Raw genomic sequence first — 21643 nt, forward strand, 5'->3', positions numbered from 1 at the left:
GCCCGCCGCGCGAGGGAGGGACATGGTCTCTCGTCGCCGCCTTCTCACGCTCGCGCTCGCCACGCCCGCCGCGCTGGCCGCGCTCGGCCCTGCGCGTGGTGCCCGAACCGCGCGGGCCGCGCCCTCACCGCCGAGCTCCCCGCCGCTGCGCAACCCGCGCCTCCGCAGCCCGCTGCCCTCGGGCGTGATGGCGGGGTACGCGGGCGACACGGGGCTCGACATCGGCGGCACGGCGCTCACGGTGTACGCGATCGCCGCCGGCACCCTCGATTACTCCGAGCGCGGGCACACGCGCTGGACCACCGGGCGCGACACACCGAACAGCGTCCGCCTCGCGCTCGACGAGCCCCTCGCCGTGGGTGGACGAGACGCACGCCGCGTCACGCATGTATATTACACACACATGGCGGGCTTGACCTACGCGCAGGCCGAGGGCGCGCCCACACGGCGCCGCGTCGCGGCGGGCGAGCCGCTCGGCGTGTCGGGCGTGGGCAACGGCGTGCCGCACCTGCACATCGGCCTCTTGTGCGACGGGCAGGTGGAGCAAGACACCTGGGAGAGCCTCCTCCGCGAGCACGAGATCCGCCGGCTGCTCGGCGGCTACGCGAACGGCGAGCGCCTCCCGGGCGCCGACGCGCGCTAACTGAGCTTGCTTGCTGCGAGGCTTGAGAGCGCGAGCGAACCTCGCACTCCCGCTCAGCGCGCTCGGCGTCTGAGTATTCGTATGCTCTGGGGGAAAAGGGCCGACCGGCGAGGTCGGCCGAGTGAACCGTCACGAAGGCGAAGAGCCGCGCCGCCGCTACAGCGAGGGCTCGTCGTACTCTTGACGGCTCGGCGCGCGGCAGCGGCCCGAGGCGGGATCGTAGGTCCCGTCATCGCAGCGACGGTTCACCGTCGTCGTGGTCCCCGCCCCGTTTCTGCACACCTTCAGCGAGGGGATCCAGGTCCAGTCTCCACGAAAGTTGTGGTATACACACTTTGGCGCCGCGTCGATCGCGGGGGTGCTCTTCGCGCAGTACCACTCGCCGTTCGCGGGCCCGGGAGCGATCACGCGCGCGGCGCCATACCCGCTCTTACACTTGATCTCGTCCTCGCACGGCTGTCTCGTGTCGCAGGCGCGGACGGTGCCCGAGAACTGACCGTTCGTCGTAAGGAGCGCGTGTGTGTACGCGGTGCCCGCGGGCTTCTCGCAGCGCCCGCTGGACGACTGGTATCCGTACCCGTCTCCCTCGCACTTGATGTTCTGGGTCGAGAGGGTGCCGGCCCCGTTCCGGCACGCCTTGGCGGTCGGGACCCACACCCAGTCATTGCGCAGGTTCCAGAAGCCGCAGGTGGGCGTCCGTGTCGCGGCGGACGTGGGCTTCGAGCAGAACGATCCGCGCGAGTCGTTGGTCGCGGTGTACCCGCCGGGGCAGGTCACGTGCCGGCCGCACGCGTCGGGCGACGAGCAGCTCCCGTCGGCCTGGCTCGGAGTCGGCACGATCGCCACCAACAGTCCACACACCGCAATCGCCCCAACCATCTTCGTTCGATTCATCATGGCATCTCCTCTCATCGTTCGACTGTTTCGGTCCTCGTCACGGGCCGAGCACGCGCGCGCGGCCCACCTCTCCGGAGGCGCGCGGTGCGGAGCCCTTCGCGCGCCGCGCGACCACCATCGACATCGGGGTCGGCGTCTCGATCACGCGCTCGAGCTCGAGCCCGGCTGCGGCGAGCAGCTCTGCGAACGCCGCTCGTGTCCGCTCGCGCCCGCCCTGACTAACCAGCAGCATTTGCAGGTCCAGCCAAGCGAGGTAAGGGCCGCTCTCCTCGGGAATGACCACCTCGATGAGGACGAGCCTCCCGTCCTCCGCGAGCGCGTCACGCCAGACCGAGAGCGCGGCCTTGGCGGCCTCGTCCGAGAGGCCGTGCACGATGTTCTTGGCGACGTAAATTCCGTGCCCCCGAGGCACCTCGGCGAGCACGTCGCACGGGACGATATCGCAGCGCTCCTCGACCCCGAAGCGGCCGAGCACCTCGGGGGCTCGCGCGAGGACCTTCGGCGCGTCACACAGGACGCCGCGGGCCGCCGGGTGCACGGCCAGGATCGACGCGAGGAGCTGGCCCTCGCCCCCGCCCAGGTCGCACACCGTGCCGTGGGCGGCGAAGTCCAGGCCTCGCGCGTAGGCGGGGGCCGCCTCGCGCGTGAGCTCGACCATCGCGCCGTGGAAGATGGCGTGCTCCTCGGGGTGGCGCTCGAGGTGCTCCCACATCCCCTCCTCGTGCAGCAAGTCCCACGAGGGCGCGCCCGTGCGCACGGCCGCGTCGAGTCGCGCCCACACCTCGACGTTGCGCGCGCCGCCGAGCTCCATGACCATGTTCCGCATCGAGCTCGGGTGGCCGGTCGCCAGCGGGCGGGTGAGGTCGGTGTGGCCGAAGGTCCCGGCCGGAGCCTCCACCAGCAGATCGTGGCGCGCGAGGGCGCGCAGCACGCGGTACAGGCTCTCGGCGTGCAGCCCGAGCTCGGCGGCGATCTCGGCGCAGGGCCGGGGTCCGTCCGCCATCGCGTCGGCGACGCCCAGGCGCGTGACTGCAGCGAGCGCATCGGACACCCAGCGCGCCGCGACGAGGTCGAGCAGGGCGAACGGGGGCGGCGACATGGACCGGGCGAAGGACGAGATGCCGCGCTGGATGCGCTGGGCGAATCGAACGAGACCGGTGGGGGGGACCTTGGCGACGGTGGGGGCGGGCATGGGATGGGAGTACCGAGCGAGGCGGTCACTGCCCATGCACAGGTGGGCCACGACCGTTCACGAGATGTGTGAACGACCGTGACCGCAGCGGACGCGCCGGGCGCGGTAGTCTCGGGTGCATGAACCTGAACGTGAGCCCCGCAGGGGCGAACCAAGTTCGAAGGCGTGCCCGAGCCGAAGGCGAGGTCTCGCCTTGAAGCTGGAGCTCGAGCACGGCGTTCTCGACTTGGGACGACGCGTGTTCTCGACCGGGAGCGGCGAGGTGGGGCTGACCACGACGGAGGCGCGCCTGCTCGCGCACCTCGCGGCGAGCCCGGAGCGCGCGTTTGGGCGCGACGACCTCCAGGTGGAAGTGTGGGGATACCGCGCGGGTATTCCGTCGCGCACCGTGTTCACGACCGTCGGGCGCATCCGGCAGAAGATCGAGCCCGACCCGGCCCACCCGCGCTACCTCATGTCGGTCGACGGCGGCTACCGATTCGCGCAGCCGCGGTCGACTGCGCGCCCGCGGGCGGCCCTCGTCGAGGCCGCGGCCTCCTTCGTGGGGCGAACGCGGGAGCTCGAGGACCTCGCTCGCGCCCTGGACGAGGGCGCCCGCGTGCTCTCGATCCTAGGCCCGGGAGGGATCGGAAAGACCCGGCTCGCCGCGGAGCTCGTTCGTCGTGTGGGATCACGGTACGCGTCGGCGCCGGCGCTCGTGGAGCTCGAGGGGGTCGAGTCGGCTCAGGCCGTCGCGCGGCGGATCACGAGCGGGCTCGAGCTGCGGCCGCTCGCACCCGGCGAGGACCCCGCGGCCGGCGTGGTCGAGCGCCTGCGGGATCGCGAACAGCTCGTCGTGTGTGACAACGTCGAGGGCATCCCTGGCGCGCCGATCCTCTTCGCGCAGCTCGCCGGTGGTTGCCCCCGCCTCCGCCTCGTCGTCACGACCCGGGTGCGCCTCGCGCTCGCGTGCGAGACGGCCTACGCGCTCTCCCCCATGGCGACGCCCTTGGACGGCGACGCGCTCGACCGGTCGGAGGCGGGGCAGCTCGCGCTCCTCCAGGCGAGGCGTGTGCGTCCTGGCTGGGACCCGACCCCGCGCGAGCGCCAGCACCTCGCCCGCCTCTGCACCCTCGCCGAGGGGAGCCCGCTCGCCATCGAGCTCGCCGTCGCGTGGCTGCGGCTGCTCGAGCCCGACGAGGTCGTGCGCGAGCTCGAGCGGGGGACGGATCTCCTCCGCAGCGAGGACCCCGACGTCCCCGCGCGACACACGAGCATCCGCGCGACGATGGACGCTTCGTTCCGCCTGCTCGCGCCGGACAGCGTGCGCGCCCTCGGCGCCGCGGCCTTGCTGCGCGAACCCTTCGATCGCGAGGCGGCGCTCGCGGTCGCGGGCGCCGGGCTCCGCGAGCTCGGGCAGCTCGTGGACGCCTCGATGCTGCGGCGTGCCGGGGGCGGGCGCTTCACCTTCCACCCCGCCGTGCGCCACGAGGCGCTCGCGCGTTTGCCCGGCGACGAGCGCAGCACGCGCGAGGCGCGGCACGCGGAGTTCTTCCTCGGACGACTCGTGCGCGCGTACGCGGCACTCGACCGAGGCGAGACGCGGGAGCGCGCATGGCTCGATGCGCTCGGTCAGGATCACGCCGACCTCGTCGCGGCCTTCGCGCACGCCTCGCGGCCCTCGGAGGCCGCGCGCCTCGCCGAGGCGGCCGAGCCGTTCTACCGCTACCTCGATGGTCGTAACAGGTTCGTCGAGCTGGCCGAGGCGTGGGCGCGCGCAAAACAAGTCCTCCGCGCCGCCCCGCGCACCGAGGATCGCGATCGCGCGCTCGGCCTCGTGATGGCGCTCGAGGCTGGCGCGGGCTGGGCTGCGCGCGAGGACGCCTCGGGGCTCGAGTTGCTCGAGCCGTTCGGCGGCGAGGTGCTGGTGACCGGCTTGATCGGCGCCTCGATCACGGCCCAGCTCGCGGGGCGCGTCGACGAGGGCGGCGACTTCGGGCGTCGCGCGCTCGAGCTCGCGCGCGCCCAGAGCCGCGTCTGGCAGCTGGGGTTCGCCCTTGCGGTGTGCGGTTCCGCCGCCGCCCGGCGCGGCGCCCCCGCGGAGGCCCTCGGCCTGCTCGAGGAGGCCGTCGCCCTCTCCGCGCTGCGAGGCGGCCGCGCGCACTGCAGGCCGCTGGTCCACCTCGGCGAGGTGCAGCTCATGACGGGAGACGCCACGGCCGCGGGCACGACGCTCGCGCGGGCGCTGGCCGCCTGCCGTGAGGTCGACGATCGTGCGTTCGGCCTCCTCGCCGCGAGCCGGCTCGCCGAGGCTGAGGCGCACCTCGGCCGGGACCCGCGGCCGCTTTGGGTCGAGGCCATCGAGGAGGGGTGTGAACACCACGTGCCGCTCTTCTGGTGGACGGCGGCGCTGGTCGGCCTCGCCGCGGCCGCGGTCGAGGACGCCGAGTGGGCCGGCCCGGCCGTCTCGGCGCTCGCGTGCGCGCGTCCCCGCGTCGCGGGACCTGAGCGCGCCCGCCTCGAACGCGCGCTCGCTCGCGGCGGCGAGGCGCTCGGCCCCGAGGCCTTCGCGGGGTGGCTGCGGGCCGGCGAAGGGCTCGACATCGAGGCCGCGGCGCTCGCGCTGATCGCGACCTGAGATCCGCCGCTGGCCTGCGCGGGCCCGTGCGCGAGTTGTATCGTGGTAAAAAGTGACGCGCCGCGCGCCGCCGGCGGGATTGTACCCGGACAAAAACGCCGCCGCCCCTCGAAGGGACGACGGCGCTCGTGCGAGCCCCTACGGCGCGCTCAGTGGTGGTCGGAGCGGAGCTGGGCCCGCCGCTGGCGTGCCTGAATCTCCGGCGACTCCGCGATCGACATGCCCATGAGGCGCGCGCCCTCCAGGAAGTGCTTCACGCCGATCTGCACGAGCTCCAGGTTGGCCTCGCCCACGTCGGGGAAGCCGCGCTCGTCGCTCGCGACCTTGCCCCAGTTGGCGAAGAGCTTGCCCCAGTCGCTCTCGATGATGGGGGCGATCTTCTCCTTCGCGAAGCGCGGGTACCAGAACATGTCGTGGTACGTGACGCTCGCCAGGTACGCCCACGGCGCGACCCAGGTCTTCAGCGACCACTCGATCGGCCCCTTCAGCGGCCCCCAGTAAATGCGGTGCTGGTTCTTCGAGGCGAACGTCATGTTCTTGAACGGGCCCTCGAAGTTCCAGTTCTCCTCGGCCGCGTCCAAGTCGCCGACGATCTCGATGTCGCGCACGTCGCCGCAGCCGAGGCCGAGCTCGTGGCCGAGGCGAACGAACTTGAGGTCGGTGAGCGGGTCGAAGCCCATGAGCTTGCCCGCGAGCGCGTCGATCGCCACCTGATCGCTCGAGGCGAGGATGACGTTCTTGCAGTGCGGGATCATGCAGCGCGGGCCCGGGCCGTCGCCCACGAAGGTGCCGTCCATGACCGCGAAGACCCCCTTGTGGATCTTGTTCTGGATCATGAGGAGGTCGACCAGGGTCTCGTGGATGACCGGGTGCGTCCAGTGGCGGTGCTCGTTCAGCAGGCCGCCGAACGCGTTCTTCATGGCGCCCGTGGTCGTCGTGAAGATGTGCGTCTTGATGGTGGGCAGGTGGATGATGTTCTCGCCGATGAACCGCTTCGGGATGCTGAAGCCCTTCGGGTACACCTCGTTCAGGCAGAGGAACTTCTTCGTGAGGTCGCCGACGGCGTCGCGCACGTCGATCCACTCCTCGTTGCCCTCGTAGAGGTGCACGTTGCGCAGGCCGTGCGCGTTCACCACGTCGATGTGCTTGTTCTCGCGCTCGCCCAGGTGCGCGTCGATCACCACCGTGCGGTTGTTGCACGCGTGGACGAGGTCCTTGGAGTAGCCGTCCTTCAGCATGGCCTTGACCACGCCGTCCATCTGCCAGGGCGTGGTGGAGGAGCCCGGGTAAAAGAAGTGCCACGAGATGTTCATCTTGAGCGCCGTGTCGGCGCTCTTGTCGATCACCCCTTGGTAGCCCGCGAGGTTCATCAGGCGGTGGTAGTCCTCGGTGACCGTACGGGGCGAGGTGCGCAAAATCGCTACTTTGGACTTGGCCATGGGCGCTCTTTAGCACCCCTGAGGCAAAGCGAAACCCCCCAGACCGCCGGGCTTGCGTTCGCGCTTCGCTCCGGCGAAAGAAGAAGCATGGCGCTCACCGCGACGGTCCCCGGCCTCTTCTACGAAAGCGCGGGGGAGGCCGGCCCGCCGGTGCTCCTCGTGATGGGGCTCGGGATGCGCGGGAAGGTGTGGGAACCCCAGGTCGACGACCTCTCGCGCGACCACCGCGTGGTCACCTTCGACAACCGCGGGGTCGGGGAGAGCGCCCCCATCACCGGGCACCCCACCATGCGCGACTTCGCGCGCGACGCGCTCCGCGTGGCCGACGAGGCCGGCTTCCGTGAGTTCCACCTCGTGGGCGTGAGCATGGGCGGCATGATCTCCCAGGAGCTCGCCCTCCACGCGCCCTCGCGGGTGCGCTCGCTCACGCTCATCGCCACCCACGCGGGTGGCCCACTCGGCATGGCGCCCAGGGCAGGCGGGCTGGTCGCCTTCGTGCGCTCCGCGCTCGGGCCCCAGAGCGGGCGGGTGCGCGCCCTCCAGGAGCTGCTCTACACGCCGGAGTTCCTCGACACCGTCGACAAGGCGCGTCTGGACGAGCGCATGAAGCTCCAGGTCGGCAAGCGGGCGCCGCGCCGCACCGTGCTCGGGCAGATCCTCGCGGTGGCGCGGCACGACACGCGCCAGCGCCTCCGCGGCATCGCGTCCCCCACGCTGGTCATTCGCCCCGACCGCGACGTGCTCGTGCGACCCATGCATTCTACACATTGCGCGAGAGATCCCGCGCGCGCGCCTCGTCGCGATCGACGACGCGGGGCACGGCGTCACCTTCCAGGCCGCCGAGCGTCTCTCGGCGGCGATCCGCGAGCACATCGCCTCGGTCGAAGCGGCGCGGCGCGACGAGGCCGGCGGTCCGCGTCCTGAGCCGGTCGGCGTGTGACCACCGAGGCGCCGGAGGCGAAGCTCGCGCCGCCGCGTGGGCTGGCGCGGCTCGGCAAGAGTGCCCGGCGACGGCTCGCGGTGTACCCGGGCCTCGTCGTGGTGCTCGTCGGGTCTGTCATGTATTGTACATGCATGCCGGGCAAGAGCCACGCCGGGCTCGAGGCGCCGACCGACGACGAGGTCGCCGCGGGGGTCGGGCTGCGGCGTGACGTCGAGGCGCTCGCGGGGACGATCGGCGCGCGGAACCTGGAGAACCGCGACACGCTCGCTCGCGCCGAGCAGCACGTGCGGAGCCGCATGCGCGCGCTCGGGTACACGCCGGAGCGCCAGTCGTACGACGTGGGCATCCGCTCGGTGGGTAACCTCGAGGCGACCCACGCGGGCACCAGCAAGCCGAAGGAGATCGTCGTCGTCGGGGCGCACTACGACTCGGCCTTCGACGCCCCGGGCGCGGACGACAACGCGAGCGGCGTCGCGGCGCTGCTGGCGCTCGCCGAGACGTTCGCCACCCGCCCCACGGCGCGCACCGTGCGCTTCGTGGCGTTCGCCAACGAGGAGCCGCCGCGCTTCTGGACCGAGGCGATGGGCAGCCTCGTGTACGCGAAGGCGTGCGCCGCGAGGGGCGACGACGTGAAGGCGATGCTCAGCCTCGAGACGCTCGGCTACTACCGCGACGCGCCGGGCACGCAGAAATACCCGCCCCCGATGAGCCTGCTCTACTCCGACCGCGCGAACTTCGTCGCGTTCGTGGGCAACACGTCGTCACGGTCGCTCACGCGCGAGAGCGTCTCGGTCTTCCGCGGGGCCGTGGAGTTCCCGTCGGAGGGCGCGGCCCTGCCCGGGTTCATCGAGGGGGTCGGCTGGAGCGACCAGTGGTCGTTCTGGCAGGTCGGCTACCCCGCGGTGATGGTGACCGACACCGCGCCGTTTCGCAACCCGAACTACCACAAGCGGAGCGACACCCCCGACACCCTCGACTACCCGCGCCTCGCGCGGGTCGTGCGCGGGCTCGCCGCAGTGGTGGGCCGCCTCGCCGGCGAGGCCGCCGCCCCGCCCTGACATCGGCCGCCGAGGCGCGAAGGCGCGCAGGAAAAGCGCGCCCGGGAATGACGGCGCGGACGGCGTGGTTAGTCTGCCAACACGCGCCTAGTCTTTGATACGTCTGCTACGAGGTCCGCTCGCCCATGGTCGCCAAGAGAGTCGTCCCCACGGTCAGCGCGCTCGCGCTGGCGCTCGCTTTCGCCTCCGCCTGTCGTCAGGGGCCCACGCCCACGCCCGACGCGGCGCGCGCGCCCGTCTCGCCTGGCACCACGGCCCCCACGGCCGCGACCCCCACGCCCGCGCCCGCGCCGACCCTCGGCCCCGGGGCGCGCATCGAAGACGAGCGCAACACGATCGCGGTCTTCAAGCAGGCCTCCGCGTCCACCGTGTTCGTCACACAGACGCGCACCGTCACCGACTACCTCGGCTCCGAGCAAGAGGTGCCGGCGGGCTCGGGCACGGGCTTCGTGTGGGACGACAAGGGCCACGTCGTCACGAACTTTCACGTGGTCCAGGGCGCCGAGTCCCTCGTCGTCACGTTCCAGAACCAGCAGCGCTTCGACGCGAAGGTCGTTGGCTTCGAGCCCAAGAAGGACATCGCGGTCCTCAAGGTGATGGCCCCCGCCGACCTCCTCAAGCCGGTGCGGGTGGCGGCGAGTAGCGAGCTCGAGGTGGGCCAAAAGACCATCGCGATCGGCAACCCATTCGGCCTCGATCACACGCTCACCACCGGCATCGTGAGCGCGCTCGGGCGCCAGGTGCAGGGCATCGGCGGCGTGACCATTCGCGACATGATCCAGACCGACGCGGCCATCAACCCCGGCAACTCTGGCGGCCCGCTGCTCGACTCGTCGGGCCACCTCATCGGCATGAACACGATGATCTTCTCGAAGTCGGGCAGCTCCGCGGGCATCGGGTTCGCCGTGCCCGTGCGCACCATCGCGCGGGTCGTGCCGCAGATCGTGAAGTCCGGCCGCGCCGAGCAGCTCGGCCTGGGGATTGGCATCGATCCGGCGCAGCGCCTCGAGCGGCGCTTCGGCCTCCGAGGCGTGGTCGTCGTGAACGTGCCGGAGGGCTCACCCGCGTTCAAGGCGGGCTTCCGCGGCCTGAGGCGCACCCCCCAGGGGATGAGCCTCGGCGACGTGATCGTGTCGGTCAACGGCCAGAAGGTCGAGAGCTTCGACGACCTCTACAACGTGCTCGACGCGAGCAAGGCGGGCGACAAGGTCGTCGTCGGCGTGCTCCGCGACGAGAAGCCCGTCAGCATCCAGGCCGACGTGATCGTGCTGCCTTGAGGCCCGCGGCTGCGCTCCACGCCCGCGCGGGCCGCCGCGTCGGGTTCACCGTCGGCGCCGCGCTCGCGCTCGCGCTCGGGCTCGGCGGGGCCGCGTGCAGCGGGGCCTGCGGCGGCGCGCCGCCCGAGAAGACCACCGAGGCGCCAATCCCCATCGAGGCGGGGCTCATGTTGCCCGCCCCGCCGCCGCTCGTGCAGGATCCTTCGCCCGAGCCGAGCGTGGGCCCCGCCGCTCCGCCGAAGCCACTCAACCGCTACCACACGCTCACGATCCAACGCGGGGACCGCCCCGACTGCGTCGAGCTCCGTCCGGCGCGCCCGGGCGACGACCCAAAAGATCCGATCTTTCGGCGGTGGGTCGCCGGCTCCGAGGGCATCGGCGTCGCGGCCATCGCGTTCTTCCACCCTGCGTTCACCAAGGCGCACCCCGGCTTCGATCTCACCGCGCCGCGGCGTCTGTCGCCGGCGGAGCTGCTCGTGCTCGCGGCGGAGCTCGCCGAGATGAACCTCGCGCTCCTCGCGGCCACCGATCTCGCCGCGGCCAAGGCGCGCTGGGGCAAGACGAGCCTCGTCTCCGAGCTCGAGTCGGACGCCGCCTGGAAGGCCGTGCGGCCGCTCCTCGGCGAGGCCGCCCAGGGGCTCGCCGCCCGCGCCAAGGCGATGGCGGCCGCGAAAGAGAGCCTTTGGGTGCTCGCTTACTGAGCCGGCTGGCCCAGGGGCGCGCGCTCGGCCACGCCCAGCGGCGATGCTGCTACACTGAGCGCCAATGGTCCCTCGCATCCGTCTCGCCGCCGCGCCCTCGCGCTCCCGCCGCAATCTAAAGAGCGGCGCGCTCGCGCTCGTTCTCCTGTGCGCCGCCGTGGGCGGGTATTCGGCCGGGTGCGGCTCCGATCCTCCGCCGGCAAACGTCTTCCCGCCCGCCGATCCGCCGCCCCCGACGGGCGAGGGTGGACCCGGGGGGCTCTTCGACGGGGCCACGTCCGAGCTCAAGCTGAAGGAGCTCACCATCGTGCCGGCCGACGCCTCGCTCACCGTCGATCTCGGTCAGCGCAACCCCACGCTCCCGTTCACCGCGCGCGGCGTCACGCCCGAGGGCAAGGTCATCGAGTCGGTCGTGGGCGCCTGGGGGTTCTCGCGCTTCGACGTGGCCGCCTTCACCGGCAACGCCCTCACGCCGACGGGCTTCATCGGCGGCAAAGGCGAGGTCACGTTCAAGGCGGGCGGCCTCACCGCGACCACGTCGGCCACCGTGAAGCTCCGCATGGTCACCGGGGAGACGCCCACCCCCGCGCAGGAGGCGGCGTTCGGCGCGGCCACGGTGTCGGACCCCACGCTCTCCGTGCTCTACCCGTACAACGGCACGGTGTTCCCGCGCGGCCTCGTGGGGCCTTTGCTCCAGTGGAGCGGCGGCAGCGCGACCGGCTTCTACAAGATCCAGGCGAAGAGCTCGACCTTCGAGTACACGGCCTACGCCACCGTCGCGGGCGCGAACGGGGTGTACACGTTCCCGAAGACGCCGGTCGACGCGTGGGCGCGTCTCACCGACTCGACCGACGGCACCCTCGACGTCACCGTCCAGCGCCATGACGGCACGACTGCGTACACGCCCAAGCCGATGCAGTGGAAGATCGCGGGCGCGAACCTGAAAGGGACCGTGTATTATACACGTCTCATCGATCAGGCCGGCGGCACCTTCGTGCGCAAGCTCGAGCCCGGCGGCACGCCGGCGAACGCGACGCAGGTCAACGGCGAGACGTGCATCGCCTGCCACAGCGTGTCGAAGGACGGCAGCCGCATCGTCGGCAGCATCAACGGCGGCGACAGCCCGTGGGGAGTGTGGGACACCCGCACCGGCGCGAAGGTCTACCAGAGCACCCAGGCCTCGGGCTTCCAGGCGATTTCGCCTGACGGCTCGCACGTGCTGTGGCGCCACTGGAGCCCCGGCCAGGGCCAGGACAACCCGGCGGAGCTGCGCCTCTCCACGGCCACGAGCGACGCCGTCCTCGCGACGCTGCGCCTGCCCGCGGGCAACCCCGGCGGCCTCAGCCACCCCGTGTGGAGCCCCGACGGCGCGCGCGTCGCGTTCGGCGTCCGCACCGCGGGCGGGGCGCTCGCCTACACCGCGGCCACCGTGTGGAGCGCGAAGGTGACCCTCGGGGCCACGCCGGGCTTCTCCGACGTGAAGAAGATCATCGACGCGAACGCCGCGTTCCCCGTGGCGACGAACCCCACGTACACGCCCGACTCCAAGTTCATCGCGTTCATGCGCGCGAACAAGGCGCGCGGCTCCGACGCCGACTCGCGCGGCGAGCTCTGGGGCGCGGGCGCCGACGGGGGCGGCGAGGTGCGCTTCGACAAGGCCAACGGCGCCGGCGTGCTGACGGCCACCGACCGCAACTGGGGGCCGAGCTTCCACCCCGTGGCCGCCGGCGGCTACTACTGGCTCGCGTTCTACGCCCAGCGAAACTACGGCCACAGGTTCACCGGCCAGAACCGCCAGATGTGGATCGCGGCCATCGACCTGAACCCGACCGCCGGCGTCGACCCCAGCCACCCGGCCTTCTACATCGCAGGCCAAGAGACCGACGCCACCAACGAGCGCCCGCAGTTCACCGTGCCGCCCTGCAAGCCGCTCGGGCAGACCTGCGAGAACGGCTACGACTGCTGCGACGGCTTCTGTCGCGCGTCGGAGGACGGCGGCGGGCTCGTGTGCCAGAAGCCCGGAGGCTGCGCGCGCCTCGGCGAGCGCTGCGCCGTGAAGGCCGACTGCTGCGATCAGGCCGAGTGCGTCGGCGGGTATTGCACCCCGGTCCCGAAGTAGGCTCGGTTCTCTCCCCGGCCTCGAGCGGCCGGGGAGGGGCACGGCGCCCGGCCACGCGTCGGGTCGCCGTGCTCGACCTTCGGCCGGCCGGGGTCGCGCCGTGCGCCGTGCGCTTTTCGTCCCCGAAAGGAGCGGGTCGCGGTAATCATTCGGCGGCAATCCAGGCCGCCGCGGTCTCTTCGCGCGCCTGGCCTTCGCCCCCGAGGAGCAGCGCACGCATGAAAATCCACGAGTACCAGGGCAAGCAGATCTTCGCGAAATACGGGGTCCCGGTGCCCAAAGGGTACCCGGCCTTCACCGTGGACGAGGCCGAGGCGGCCGCGAAGAAGCTCATCGCCGAGACCGGCAGTGAAGTGACCGTCGTGAAGGCGCAGATCCACGCCGGGGGGCGCGGGAAGGGCGGCGGCGTCAAGGTCGCCAAGGGCGGCGCGGCCGATGCGCGCAGGCTCGCCGAGCAGATCCTGGGCATGCAGCTCGTCACCCACCAGACCGGCGAAGCCGGGCAGAAGGTGCGCCGGCTCTACATCGAGCAGGGTCTCGAGATTCAGCGCGAGTACTACCTCGGCGCCGTGGTCGATCGCGATCGTCGGCAGATCGCCTTCATGGCCTCCACCGAGGGCGGCGTCGAGATCGAGAAGGTCGCGCACGAGTCGCCGGAGAAGATCCTCACTGTGCACGTCGATCCCGTCACGGGGCTCATGCCGTTCCAAGCGCGCAAGCTCGCGTTCGGGCTCGGCCTCCAGCAGTACGGCAAGGAGACCATCGGCAAGTTCACGAAGGTCATGCTCGCCCTCTACGAAATGTTCGTGAAGGAGGACTGCTCGCTCCTCGAGATAAACCCACTCGCGGTGCTGAAGGGCGGCGAGGTCATGGCGCTCGACGCCAAGCTCAACTTCGACGACAACGGCGAGTTCCGGCACCGCAACTGGGCCGAGCTCATGGACAAGGACGAAGAAGACCCCGTCGAGATCGAGGCGAAGGCCGCGGGGCTCAACTACGTGGCGCTCGACGGAAACGTGGGCTGCCTCGTGAACGGCGCGGGCCTCGCGATGTCGACCATGGACATCATCAAGGTCTTCGGCGACGAGCACGGCGTCGCGCCCGCCAACTTCCTCGACGTGGGCGGCGGCGCCAACCAGGAGCAGGTCACCAAGGCCTTCTCGATGATCCTGAAGAGCCCCAAGGTGGAGGCGATCTTCGTGAACATCTTCGGCGGCATCATGAAGTGCGACGTCATCGCGAACGGGGTGGTCGCTGCCGCGCGCGAGACGGCGCTGAAGGTGCCCCTCGTGGTGCGGCTCGAGGGCACGAACGTGGAGCTCGGCCGGAAGATCTTGAGCGAGAGCGGGCTCGCCATCACGGCGGCCACCACCATGGCGGACGGTGCGGCCAAGGTCGTCGCCGCGGTGAAGGGAGGTGCGAAATGAGCATTCTGGTCGGCAAAGAGACGCGGCTCCTCGTTCAGGGCATCACCGGCGGGGCGGGCTCCTTCCACGCGAAGCAGTGCATGGACTACGGCACGAACGTCGTCGCGGGGGTCACCCCCACGCGCGGCGGTGAGACCTTCGAGGGCAAGGTGCCCGTGTTCGACACGGTGGCGGGCGCGGTGGCCGCGACCGGCGCGAACGCGAGCGTCATCTTCGTGCCGCCGCCCGGCGCCGCGGACGCCATCTTGGAGGCCTTCGACGCGGGGCTCGAGCTCGTGGTGTGCATCACCGAGGGCATCCCCGCGATCGACATGCTGAAGGTGCGCCGCGTGCTCGAGGGGCTCCGCGGCAAGACCCGCCTCATCGGGCCGAACTGCCCCGGAATCATCACGCCGGGCGCCTGCAAGATCGGCATCATGCCGGGCCACATCCACAAGCCGGGCCACATCGGCGTCGTGTCGAAGTCGGGCACTCTGACCTACGAGGCGGTGGGGCAGCTCACGGCGATGGGCGTCGGGCAGTCCACCTGCGTGGGCATCGGCGGCGATCCGGTGGCGGGCATGGACTTCATCGACGTGCTCGAGCAGTTCCAGGCCGATCCCGACACGCACGGCGTCATCATGATCGGCGAGATCGGCGGCGGGGCCGAAGAGGCGGCGGCCGAGTACATCAAGGCGAAGGTCACGAAGCCCGTGGCCTGCTTCATCGCCGGCACCACGGCGCCCCCGGGCAAGCGCATGGGCCACGCGGGCGCCATCATCGCGGGCGGCAAGGGCACCGCCGCCGCCAAGATCGAGGCCCTCCTCGGCGCCGGCTGCAAGGTCGCGCCGAACCCCAGCGAGATGGCGAGCACCCTCATGACGATGATGAAGAAGTAAGCGTCGCCGCCCTTCAAGAGCCGAACGCGCGCCCCCTGCGAGGTGGCGCGCGTTTCGTCTTTTCGAGAGCGGTGGTAGAGGTCCACGTCGGCGCATGCTCGACCTCGACCCCTCACGCGCGCTCGCGGTCCCCCGCGACGCCGCCACGCTGCTCTTGCTCCGAGACTCGCCCGACGGGCCGGAGATTTTCTGTGTAGAGCGCAATAAAGCGAGCCGCTTCATGGGCGGCGCGCTGGTGTTTCCGGGCGGGAAGGTGGACGCGGCCGACGGCGACGAGGCGCTCGCGCTCCGCACGCGGGGCCTGCCCCTGGCGCGACAGGGCTTCGCGGACACCGACGCGCACCTGCGCGCCCTCGCCGTGGCCGCGCTCCGCGAGAGCCTGGAGGAGGCCGCGATCCTCCCGGTGGCGGGAGGGATTCACGCCGACCTCCTCGCGCTGCGCGCCGAGCTCACCGGGGGCTTCGGGGGCTTCGGCGCGCTGCTCGAGCGCGCCGGCCTCACGCTCGATCTCGCCGAGCTCCACCCGTTCGCGCGGTGGGTCACGCCGGAGGCCGAGGCGCGCCGCTTCGACGCGCGCTTCTTCGTGTGCCGCGCGCCCGACGGGCAGCCCGGCGCGCACGACGAGGGCGAGACCACCGCGAGCTTCTGGGCCACGCCCCGCGCGGTCCTCGAGCGCTTCGCGAACGACGAGGTGCGCCTCGCGCCGCCGACGCACCGGTGCCTCGAGCTCTTCGCGGAGCTCCCCTCGGTCGACGCGGCGTTCGCCCTCGCGACGCGCGCCGATCTCCGGCCCATCTGCCCCGCGCTCGTGGGCCAACAGGAGGGGGCCGAGACGCTGTTCGCGCTGACTTTGCCGGGCGATCCGGAGCATCCGCTCGCCGAGCCGCGGGTGCCCGGTCGCTCCAGATACGTGAATCGTGCAGGTAAGTTCGTCCCCGAGGACGCCCCTGCCACGGCGCAGCGCCGCGCGCCGTGAGGCACGGCCGGCTCTACGCGGCCACCGACGTCGCCCGCTTCTGCGGGGTCGATCTCACTACGATCCACGCTTGGGTGAGGCGCGGCAGCCTCGCGAAGGAGCACAGCGCCGGGGGGCAGCTGCGCTTCCGACGCACCGACGTCGTCGCCTTCCTCCGCGGTCGCGGGTTCCCTCTGCCCGCGTCGTTCGCGAGGGAGCGGGCGCTCGTCACGCTCGTCGGCGAGTGCCCGGAGGCCCTGGTCGACGCGCTCGCGCTGCGGGCGCTCGTCCGCACCGAGCGCTCCCCGGTGAGCGCCCTGCTCACTCTGCGGAGCGAGTGCCCCGACGCGCTGGTGCTCGGCGCCACGCTGGGCTTCCCGCGCGTGCCGCTGTCTCGCGAGCTCGCGGAGCTCGAGCCTCGCCTCGCGCTCGGCGCCCTCGCCGACTCCCCGAGCGACGCGCTCGCGCTCGGTGACGTGGGGGTGCGCGTGGTGGGGCTCGTAGGCGCGCCCGAGGCGTTCGCGTCTGCGGTGCTCGAGCTCTGCGGCGCGTGACCCACAAAACGGCGCGTGGCGACGCCGGGCTCGCGAGCCCGGTGCCGCCACACGTCACACCTGCGCCGTGCCTGGTGGCCGCGTCAGTGACCGGCGCCCGGCGGGCGCTTGGTCGCGTTGCGCACCTCGGTCACGTCCTTCGTGGTGATCGCGTCGCCCGTGTTGCCGAACGAGTTGTACACGTAGGTGAGGATGTTCGCGATCGCGTCGTCGGGGAGGTGGCTCCACGGCGGCATGACCGAGTTGTACGTGTTGCCGTTGACCTTCACCTCGCCGCTGAGCCCGTTCAGCACGGCCGTGATCGCGCGCTTCTTGTCGGCGAGGAGGTAGTCGCTCTTCGCGAGCGGCGGGAACACCTTGGGCGTGCCCGCGCCGTCGAGCTGGTGGCAGGTCGAGCAGGTGCCCAGGTAGAGGGTCTTGCCGGCCTCGATCTGCTGCTCCTTCGTGAGCTGCTTCTCACCGACGGTGAGCGCGGGGCCCGCCTTGTCGCTGAGGTACACCGAGTCGACCTCCTTGCCGGTGTAGATGTCCTTCCGGTCGGGCCCCTCCACCTTCAGCATGCCGAGGGCGCCCTTGTTGAAGACGCGGAGCAGGGAGTGGTCGACGAGGATGTAGGTGCCGGGCACCTCCGCCTTGAACTCGGCGATCGTGGAGCCGCCCGCCGGCACCATCGTGGTCTGCACGTGATCCTGGGTCTTCATGCCGCCTTCCGTGTACACGCGGTCGAAGATCTCGCCGATGACGTGGAAGCTCGAGGTGAGGTTCGGGCCGCCGACGCCGAAGAAGAAGCGCACCGACTCGCCGGCCTTCGCCTTGAGGGCCTTTGGGCCCACGAGCGAGTCCTCGGCGCCGTTGAAGAGCACGTAGGTCGGGTGCTCGTCGATGGCCTTCTGCATGTCGAAGGGCTGGAGCCCCTTATCGCGGTACTTGCCGACCGTGTAGAAGTCGCCCTCCATCACGTAGTACTCGTGGTCGACCGGGGGCAGGCCCTCCGGCGGCTCCACGTAGATGAGCCCGTACATGCCGTTCGCCACGTGCATGCCGACCGGCGCGGTCGCGCAGTGGTAGACGTAGAGGCCGGGGTTCAGGGCCTTGAAGCTGAACTGCGACTCGCGACCGGGGGCCGTGAACGAGCTGGCAGCGCCGCCACCGGGGCCGGTGACCGCGTGGAGGTCGATGTTGTGCGGCATCTTGCTCGACGGGTGGTTCGCGAGGTGGAACTCGACGAAGTCGCCCTGACGCACGCGGATGAACTTGCCCGGCACCTTCCCGCCGAACGTCCAGAACATGTACTTTACACCGGCCGAGATCTCCATCTCGACCTCTTTCACCTCGAGGTGCACCACGACCTTGGCCGGCTTCTTCCGGTTCGTGGGCGGGGGCACCTCGGGCGCGTCGGTGAGGACGGCCTCGATGGGCGGGCCCTCAGGCGGGCCGAGGTCGGTCGTCGTGGCGGCCGATGCCGACGCGGGGGGCGCGGCGTCCGCGACGGCGTCCGGCTTCTTCTCGTCGCAGCTCGGGGTGAGCGCGGCGGCGACCGCGGCCGCCATGAAGGCGAAGGGCAAGAGTGGCCGAGTGCGCATGGTCTTCTCTTTCAGCGAGGGGGCTTCGGGCCCGGTCGTGGGTTCGGGCGATTTCTTCGCCGTTGAGCAACTCCTGGGCCAGCTTGGGTGCGTCAATAAGCCGCAGGAATTCGGACTCTCGTGTCCATTGTCTGCGCACGACGTTCGCGCGCGTGCACCCCTTGCGTGGCCGTCTCGTTCGCGGTGGCTACTGGAACAGGAACGGAAAGTCGAGGGTCACGGTGCGGTACCCGGCCTTCGCCATGGGGTCGTCGACCGGGTGCGAGTACGCGACGCCGGGCCGAAAGAGCACGCCCTTCGTGAGCTTCACCGTGCCGCGCACGCCGATCGCCGCGGTGAGCTGCTGGCGCAGGGCGTCGTTCGCCGCGACAGCCGTCGGCGTCGACAGCCAGTGCTGGTAGCGGAGCTCGACGCTCGGCAAGAGCCACGGCAGCACGGCGTAGCCGACGTGCAGGCCCATCGTGGAGTTGGTGCGCAGATCGTCCTTGTCGAACTTGTCGCCGCGCACGCGAATGAGCTGGAGCAGCGTGGCCTCTGCCTGCGCGGTCAGCCCGTGGGCCACATACCCAAAGCCCACGCCGATCGTGGGGGTCATGTAGTTGACCGCGAAGAGCGCGTTGTCGAGCCCCGCGCGCCCGTAGATGCCGCTCCCGGCGGCCTGCCGCGAGAGCGCCGAACCGTCGTTGCCGCCGCCCATGCCGATGGGGAGGGTGACGCCGGCGAACAAGCCGAGGCGCAGGTCCTTCGCGATCTTCGGAGAGTAGATCGTGCCGAGGAGCGGGTTGGCGAGGGAGTGGCTCTGCCCGGTCGCCTGCGGCGCGTTGTACACGTACGGGATCCGTATGAGCACGCCGACCCCGTGGCCCACCTGGTAGCCGCCGGTGAGCACGGTCGCGATCGTCGTGGCCTTGTCTTGAAAGGCGAGGTTCGAGTCGAGGCGGACCACGTTCGGGAGCACGGCGGGCCGCATCCCCCAAGGGAGCGAGTAGGGGGCTGGCGGCGGCTTGGGCGCCTCGCCCTCGGGCGGGCCGGCCTTCTTGGCGGGCTCGGCGTCGGCCGACGCGGCGGCCGCGGCCGGTGGCGCGGCGGGAGGCGCGGCGGCGGGTGAGGCAGCGGGAGGCGCGGCGGGAGCGCCGCTCGGGGTCGCTGCCGGCGCGGTCGCCGGCGCCGTGCTCGGCCCGTCGTCGGCGCGCGCAGTGGACGATAGGCCAAGGCTCACGAGAGCGGTGGCCGCACAAATCCAGGACCGAGTGTTCATCCCCGCGCGCTCAGCAAGCCCCGTACCGGAGTCGAGCCCGGAACGAAGTGGGCACGTTTGTCTGCAAAAGCCGGCGCGACCGGCGTCGAGCGCGCGGACGAGGCGCAGGCCCTGCGTCGCGGTGCGCGAACTGCAGCTGCCATCTGCCCAGCCGGGGGCTTCTCGGCGGCCGGTGGAGCGTCTAACACTACTGCGAGAGGTTCCCTCTCGCTACGCAGTTCGCTGCGCGAACGGCAGTAGTGCTAGCCCTGTCCCGTAGGGGGCGCGGCGCCCCCTCTCGGCCACAAAGCTGGCCGATTCACCCCTCCGGCTTGTCCGCTCCCGCGGCCAACTACCACCACTGCGAGAATGAAGTCTCGCAGTAGTGCTAAGAACGAGCGCGTGTTCCCGGCTCGCCACCAGGCCTCCGTCGTGCGCGCGCTGGTCGTCGTCGCGCTGGTCGTCGCGGCGGTCGTGGCGCTGGCGCAGCCTCGCGAAGACTTCGACCTCATGGCCTACGTGGGCGTCGTGCATCGCTACGACGCGCGCACCGACGGGGAGGCGCGTGAGCGCACGCTCGCCGACCTCGGGCGACACCTCACGCCCGAGCGGTACGCGTGGATGGTCGGACGCGATTACCCGGACAGCTACGCGCGCGCGATGGCCAGCGAAGACCGCTCCTTCGGGCAGCAGCTCGGCTGGTTTCGCGGGAGACCGCTCCACACGAGGGCGGCGTGGGCGCTCACGAAGGCAGGGCTCTCCACGCCGCGCGCCCTCCACGTCGTGGCGTGGCTGTCGTCGCTCGCGCTCTCCGGGGTGCTGTTCCTCGCGACCGCCGGGGTCTCCAGGCCCTGGCTCCGGCTCGCCAGCTTCGCGCTGGTCGCGGGCGCCTTCCACCTGGCCGATCTCGCGGCCTCGCCGCTGGCCGATCCCCTCTCGGCGCTGCTCGTGGTGGGCGGCACGCTCCTCGTGCTCGAGGGAGGTGGAGCGGGGTCGCGCCTCGGCCTCGGAGCCCTCGTCGTCGCGGTCTTCGCGCGCACCGACAACGCCATGTACGCGGCGTCGCTCGCCGCGTTCGCATGCATTATGCATGTTTTTCCTCCGAGCGACCCAACGCGCCGGGTGCCGCCGCTCGCGGCGAGCGCGAGCGCCGCGTGCGCGCTCGGCCTCCGAGCCTGGCTCGAGCGCGACAGCTACGGCTGGTGGGCCCTCGTGCACTTCCGCCGCGTGAAGTTCGAGCCGTATCCCCGGGACGTGCGGCCGCCATTTTCGCTCTCGACGTATCTAGGGGTGCTCCGCGCGTGGGCGCTGGAGGTCTACGCGTGCGAGGTGCTCGCGCTCATCGGGCTCGCCTGGCTCCTCGTCGACGCGCGCGCGCGCGGGGAGCTGCGCCGTCAGCCGCTCGTGGCCTACGGGGCGCTCATGGTGCCGCTCTCGGTGGCGCGCTTCTTCGCGTTCCCCGACTGGGACTCCCGGTTCTTCATCGCGCCGCTCGGGCTCTTCTTCCTCGGCCTCGCGTACGCGCTCGACGCGCGCCTTACCCAGCGCGCTGCGCACGCGATACGCTGAAGGCGTGGAAGACCCCACTCACCGCCTCGCCGGCCGCCTGCTCGCGCGCCTCGCCCGGCTCTCGCCCGCCGAGCGTGCGGAGCTCACGGCCCTCGTGGAGGCCGAGCAGGAAGAGGCGCTGGGCGCTCCGGCGCAGGCAGGGAGCGACCCTTCAGCGCCCGACCGCGCCCGCTGATGTTCCCCTCCGAAGGCGAGGTGCTCGAGGCCTACGCGGCCGTCTCCACGGCGCTTGGGCTCCCGGCGCGCGTGTCGGCCGCGGGCGTGCGCGTGGCGCTCGCCGGCGCCGAGCAGCTCGCCGAGGACGTGTACGAGGGGCCCGCGGCCGTGCTCTTCGCGTTCGCGCGGGTGCCCCGGGCGTTCGCGGCGCCGCGCACGATGACCGTGCTGCTCACGCTCGCGCAGGCGGACGCGTCCGGGCAACACCTCGCCGCCACACCGCGGGAGCTTGCGGCCTGGGCCGACGGCGCGGCCCGGGGGGGGCTCACCTACGAGGAGGTGCGGGCCCACCTCGCCGAGCGCCTCTTCCCGTTCGGAGGCTGAGCCGAAAGAGTTTG

General features: G+C 71.6%; 19 protein-coding genes. 14 read left to right on the forward strand and 5 right to left on the reverse strand.

Going from position 1 to position 21643, the window contains the following annotated elements; translation table 11 throughout:
- Positions 1-22: 22 nt before the first annotated feature.
- A complete protein-coding gene (locus tag IPQ09_18170; protein MBL0196111.1) occupies positions 23-643 on the forward strand; it encodes a hypothetical protein in 621 nt (206 codons plus the stop codon).
- Between the two features lie 156 nt (positions 644-799).
- On the opposite strand, the gene IPQ09_18175 is transcribed toward IPQ09_18170, so the two are convergent.
- Both IPQ09_18175 and IPQ09_18180 read right to left on the reverse strand, forming a co-directional pair.
- Positions 800-1540: a hypothetical protein gene (locus IPQ09_18175; GenBank protein MBL0196112.1), complete on the reverse strand. Its 741-nt coding sequence runs from the start codon at positions 1538-1540 to the stop codon at positions 800-802.
- Positions 1541-1577: 37 nt separating this feature from the next.
- Positions 1578-2732 carry a helix-turn-helix domain-containing protein gene (locus tag IPQ09_18180; GenBank protein MBL0196113.1) on the reverse strand — a complete coding sequence of 385 codons (1155 nt, stop codon included), beginning with the start codon at positions 2730-2732 and terminating at the stop codon, positions 1578-1580.
- Positions 2733-2925: 193 nt separating this feature from the next.
- On the opposite strand from IPQ09_18180, the gene IPQ09_18185 reads away from it, so the two are divergent.
- The gene (locus IPQ09_18185; GenBank protein ID MBL0196114.1) at positions 2926-5349 is read left to right on the forward strand and encodes a winged helix-turn-helix domain-containing protein; all 2424 of its coding nucleotides are present in this window, start codon (positions 2926-2928) and stop codon (positions 5347-5349) included.
- A gap of 149 nt (positions 5350-5498) precedes the next feature.
- Here IPQ09_18185 and IPQ09_18190 read toward each other — a convergent pair whose 3' ends face one another.
- Positions 5499-6788 (reverse strand): DUF362 domain-containing protein, encoded by a 1290-nt coding sequence (locus tag IPQ09_18190; protein MBL0196115.1) that lies wholly within the window; start codon positions 6786-6788, stop codon positions 5499-5501.
- 87 nt (positions 6789-6875) lie between these two features.
- Here IPQ09_18190 and IPQ09_18195 point away from each other — a divergent pair, with 87 nt between their 5' ends.
- From IPQ09_18195 to IPQ09_18235, 9 genes are all read left to right on the forward strand, one after another.
- A complete protein-coding gene (locus IPQ09_18195; GenBank protein ID MBL0196116.1) occupies positions 6876-7712 on the forward strand; it encodes an alpha/beta fold hydrolase in 837 nt (278 codons plus the stop codon).
- A 135-nt stretch (positions 7713-7847) separates the two neighbouring features.
- Positions 7848-8789 carry a M20/M25/M40 family metallo-hydrolase gene (locus tag IPQ09_18200; protein ID MBL0196117.1) on the forward strand — a complete coding sequence of 314 codons (942 nt, stop codon included), beginning with the start codon at positions 7848-7850 and terminating at the stop codon, positions 8787-8789.
- A gap of 125 nt (positions 8790-8914) precedes the next feature.
- A complete protein-coding gene (locus IPQ09_18205; GenBank protein ID MBL0196118.1) occupies positions 8915-10066 on the forward strand; it encodes a trypsin-like peptidase domain-containing protein in 1152 nt (383 codons plus the stop codon).
- The gene (locus IPQ09_18210; protein MBL0196119.1) at positions 10063-10767 is read left to right on the forward strand and encodes a hypothetical protein; all 705 of its coding nucleotides are present in this window, start codon (positions 10063-10065) and stop codon (positions 10765-10767) included. The genes IPQ09_18205 and IPQ09_18210 overlap by 4 nt, the downstream gene beginning before the upstream one ends.
- 64 nt (positions 10768-10831) lie before the next feature.
- A complete protein-coding gene (locus IPQ09_18215; GenBank protein MBL0196120.1) occupies positions 10832-12886 on the forward strand; it encodes a hypothetical protein in 2055 nt (684 codons plus the stop codon).
- Between the two features lie 218 nt (positions 12887-13104).
- Complete coding sequence (gene sucC / locus IPQ09_18220; protein MBL0196121.1) at positions 13105-14313, forward strand: ADP-forming succinate--CoA ligase subunit beta; 1209 nt, start codon at positions 13105-13107, stop codon at positions 14311-14313.
- Positions 14310-15191, forward strand: a complete 882-nt coding sequence (gene sucD / locus IPQ09_18225) for a succinate--CoA ligase subunit alpha (GenBank protein MBL0196122.1) — start codon at positions 14310-14312, stop codon at positions 15189-15191. The genes sucC and sucD overlap by 4 nt, the downstream gene beginning before the upstream one ends.
- 94 nt (positions 15192-15285) lie before the next feature.
- Positions 15286-16167 (forward strand): hypothetical protein, encoded by an 882-nt coding sequence (locus IPQ09_18230; protein ID MBL0196123.1) that lies wholly within the window; start codon positions 15286-15288, stop codon positions 16165-16167.
- Entirely contained in the window at positions 16164-16700 is a 537-nt protein-coding gene (locus IPQ09_18235) for a helix-turn-helix domain-containing protein (protein MBL0196124.1), read from the forward strand. The genes IPQ09_18230 and IPQ09_18235 overlap by 4 nt, the downstream gene beginning before the upstream one ends.
- 83 nt (positions 16701-16783) lie before the next feature.
- Here the strand turns inward: IPQ09_18235 and nirK are convergent, their stop codons facing one another.
- Positions 16784-18250 carry a nitrite reductase, copper-containing gene (nirK, locus tag IPQ09_18240; protein MBL0196125.1) on the reverse strand — a complete coding sequence of 489 codons (1467 nt, stop codon included), beginning with the start codon at positions 18248-18250 and terminating at the stop codon, positions 16784-16786.
- Positions 18251-18470: 220 nt separating this feature from the next.
- A complete protein-coding gene (locus tag IPQ09_18245) occupies positions 18471-19502 on the reverse strand; it encodes a hypothetical protein (protein ID MBL0196126.1) in 1032 nt (343 codons plus the stop codon).
- Positions 19503-19889: 387 nt separating this feature from the next.
- On the opposite strand from IPQ09_18245, the gene IPQ09_18250 reads away from it, so the two are divergent.
- From IPQ09_18250 to IPQ09_18260, 3 genes are read left to right on the forward strand one after another with little or no spacing between them, the layout of a single operon-like run.
- Positions 19890-21089 (forward strand): hypothetical protein, encoded by a 1200-nt coding sequence (locus IPQ09_18250; protein ID MBL0196127.1) that lies wholly within the window; start codon positions 19890-19892, stop codon positions 21087-21089.
- A 4-nt stretch (positions 21090-21093) separates the two neighbouring features.
- Positions 21094-21264, forward strand: a complete 171-nt coding sequence (locus IPQ09_18255; GenBank protein ID MBL0196128.1) for a hypothetical protein — start codon at positions 21094-21096, stop codon at positions 21262-21264.
- Positions 21264-21629 carry a hypothetical protein gene (locus IPQ09_18260; GenBank protein MBL0196129.1) on the forward strand — a complete coding sequence of 122 codons (366 nt, stop codon included), beginning with the start codon at positions 21264-21266 and terminating at the stop codon, positions 21627-21629. Before IPQ09_18255 ends, IPQ09_18260 begins: the two co-directional genes overlap by 1 nt.
- Positions 21630-21643 lie beyond the last annotated feature (14 nt).

It is taken from the genome of Myxococcales bacterium, from assembly GCA_016720545.1.
GTDB lineage: Bacteria > Myxococcota_A > Polyangia > Polyangiales > Polyangiaceae > JAAFHV01.

What these genes read in the sequence shown, in the direction of transcription:
- IPQ09_18170 (MBL0196111.1), top strand. Translation starts at nt 23, where the DNA reads ATGGTCTCTCGTCGCCGCCTTCTCACGCTCGCGCTCGCCACGCCCGCC.
- IPQ09_18175 (MBL0196112.1), bottom strand. Translation starts at nt 1,540, where the DNA reads ATGATGAATCGAACGAAGATGGTTGGGGCGATTGCGGTGTGTGGACTG.
- IPQ09_18180 (MBL0196113.1), bottom strand. Translation starts at nt 2,732, where the DNA reads ATGCCCGCCCCCACCGTCGCCAAGGTCCCCCCCACCGGTCTCGTTCGA.
- IPQ09_18190 (MBL0196115.1), bottom strand. Translation starts at nt 6,788, where the DNA reads ATGGCCAAGTCCAAAGTAGCGATTTTGCGCACCTCGCCCCGTACGGTC.
- IPQ09_18195 (MBL0196116.1), top strand. Translation starts at nt 6,876, where the DNA reads ATGGCGCTCACCGCGACGGTCCCCGGCCTCTTCTACGAAAGCGCGGGG.
- IPQ09_18200 (MBL0196117.1), top strand. Translation starts at nt 7,848, where the DNA reads ATGTATTGTACATGCATGCCGGGCAAGAGCCACGCCGGGCTCGAGGCG.
- IPQ09_18205 (MBL0196118.1), top strand. Translation starts at nt 8,915, where the DNA reads ATGGTCGCCAAGAGAGTCGTCCCCACGGTCAGCGCGCTCGCGCTGGCG.
- IPQ09_18215 (MBL0196120.1), top strand. Translation starts at nt 10,832, where the DNA reads ATGGTCCCTCGCATCCGTCTCGCCGCCGCGCCCTCGCGCTCCCGCCGC.
- sucC (MBL0196121.1), top strand. Translation starts at nt 13,105, where the DNA reads ATGAAAATCCACGAGTACCAGGGCAAGCAGATCTTCGCGAAATACGGG.
- sucD (MBL0196122.1), top strand. Translation starts at nt 14,310, where the DNA reads ATGAGCATTCTGGTCGGCAAAGAGACGCGGCTCCTCGTTCAGGGCATC.
- IPQ09_18230 (MBL0196123.1), top strand. Translation starts at nt 15,286, where the DNA reads ATGCTCGACCTCGACCCCTCACGCGCGCTCGCGGTCCCCCGCGACGCC.
- nirK (MBL0196125.1), bottom strand. Translation starts at nt 18,250, where the DNA reads ATGGCGGCCGCGGTCGCCGCCGCGCTCACCCCGAGCTGCGACGAGAAG.
- IPQ09_18250 (MBL0196127.1), top strand. Translation starts at nt 19,890, where the DNA reads ATGAAGTCTCGCAGTAGTGCTAAGAACGAGCGCGTGTTCCCGGCTCGC.
- IPQ09_18260 (MBL0196129.1), top strand. Translation starts at nt 21,264, where the DNA reads ATGTTCCCCTCCGAAGGCGAGGTGCTCGAGGCCTACGCGGCCGTCTCC.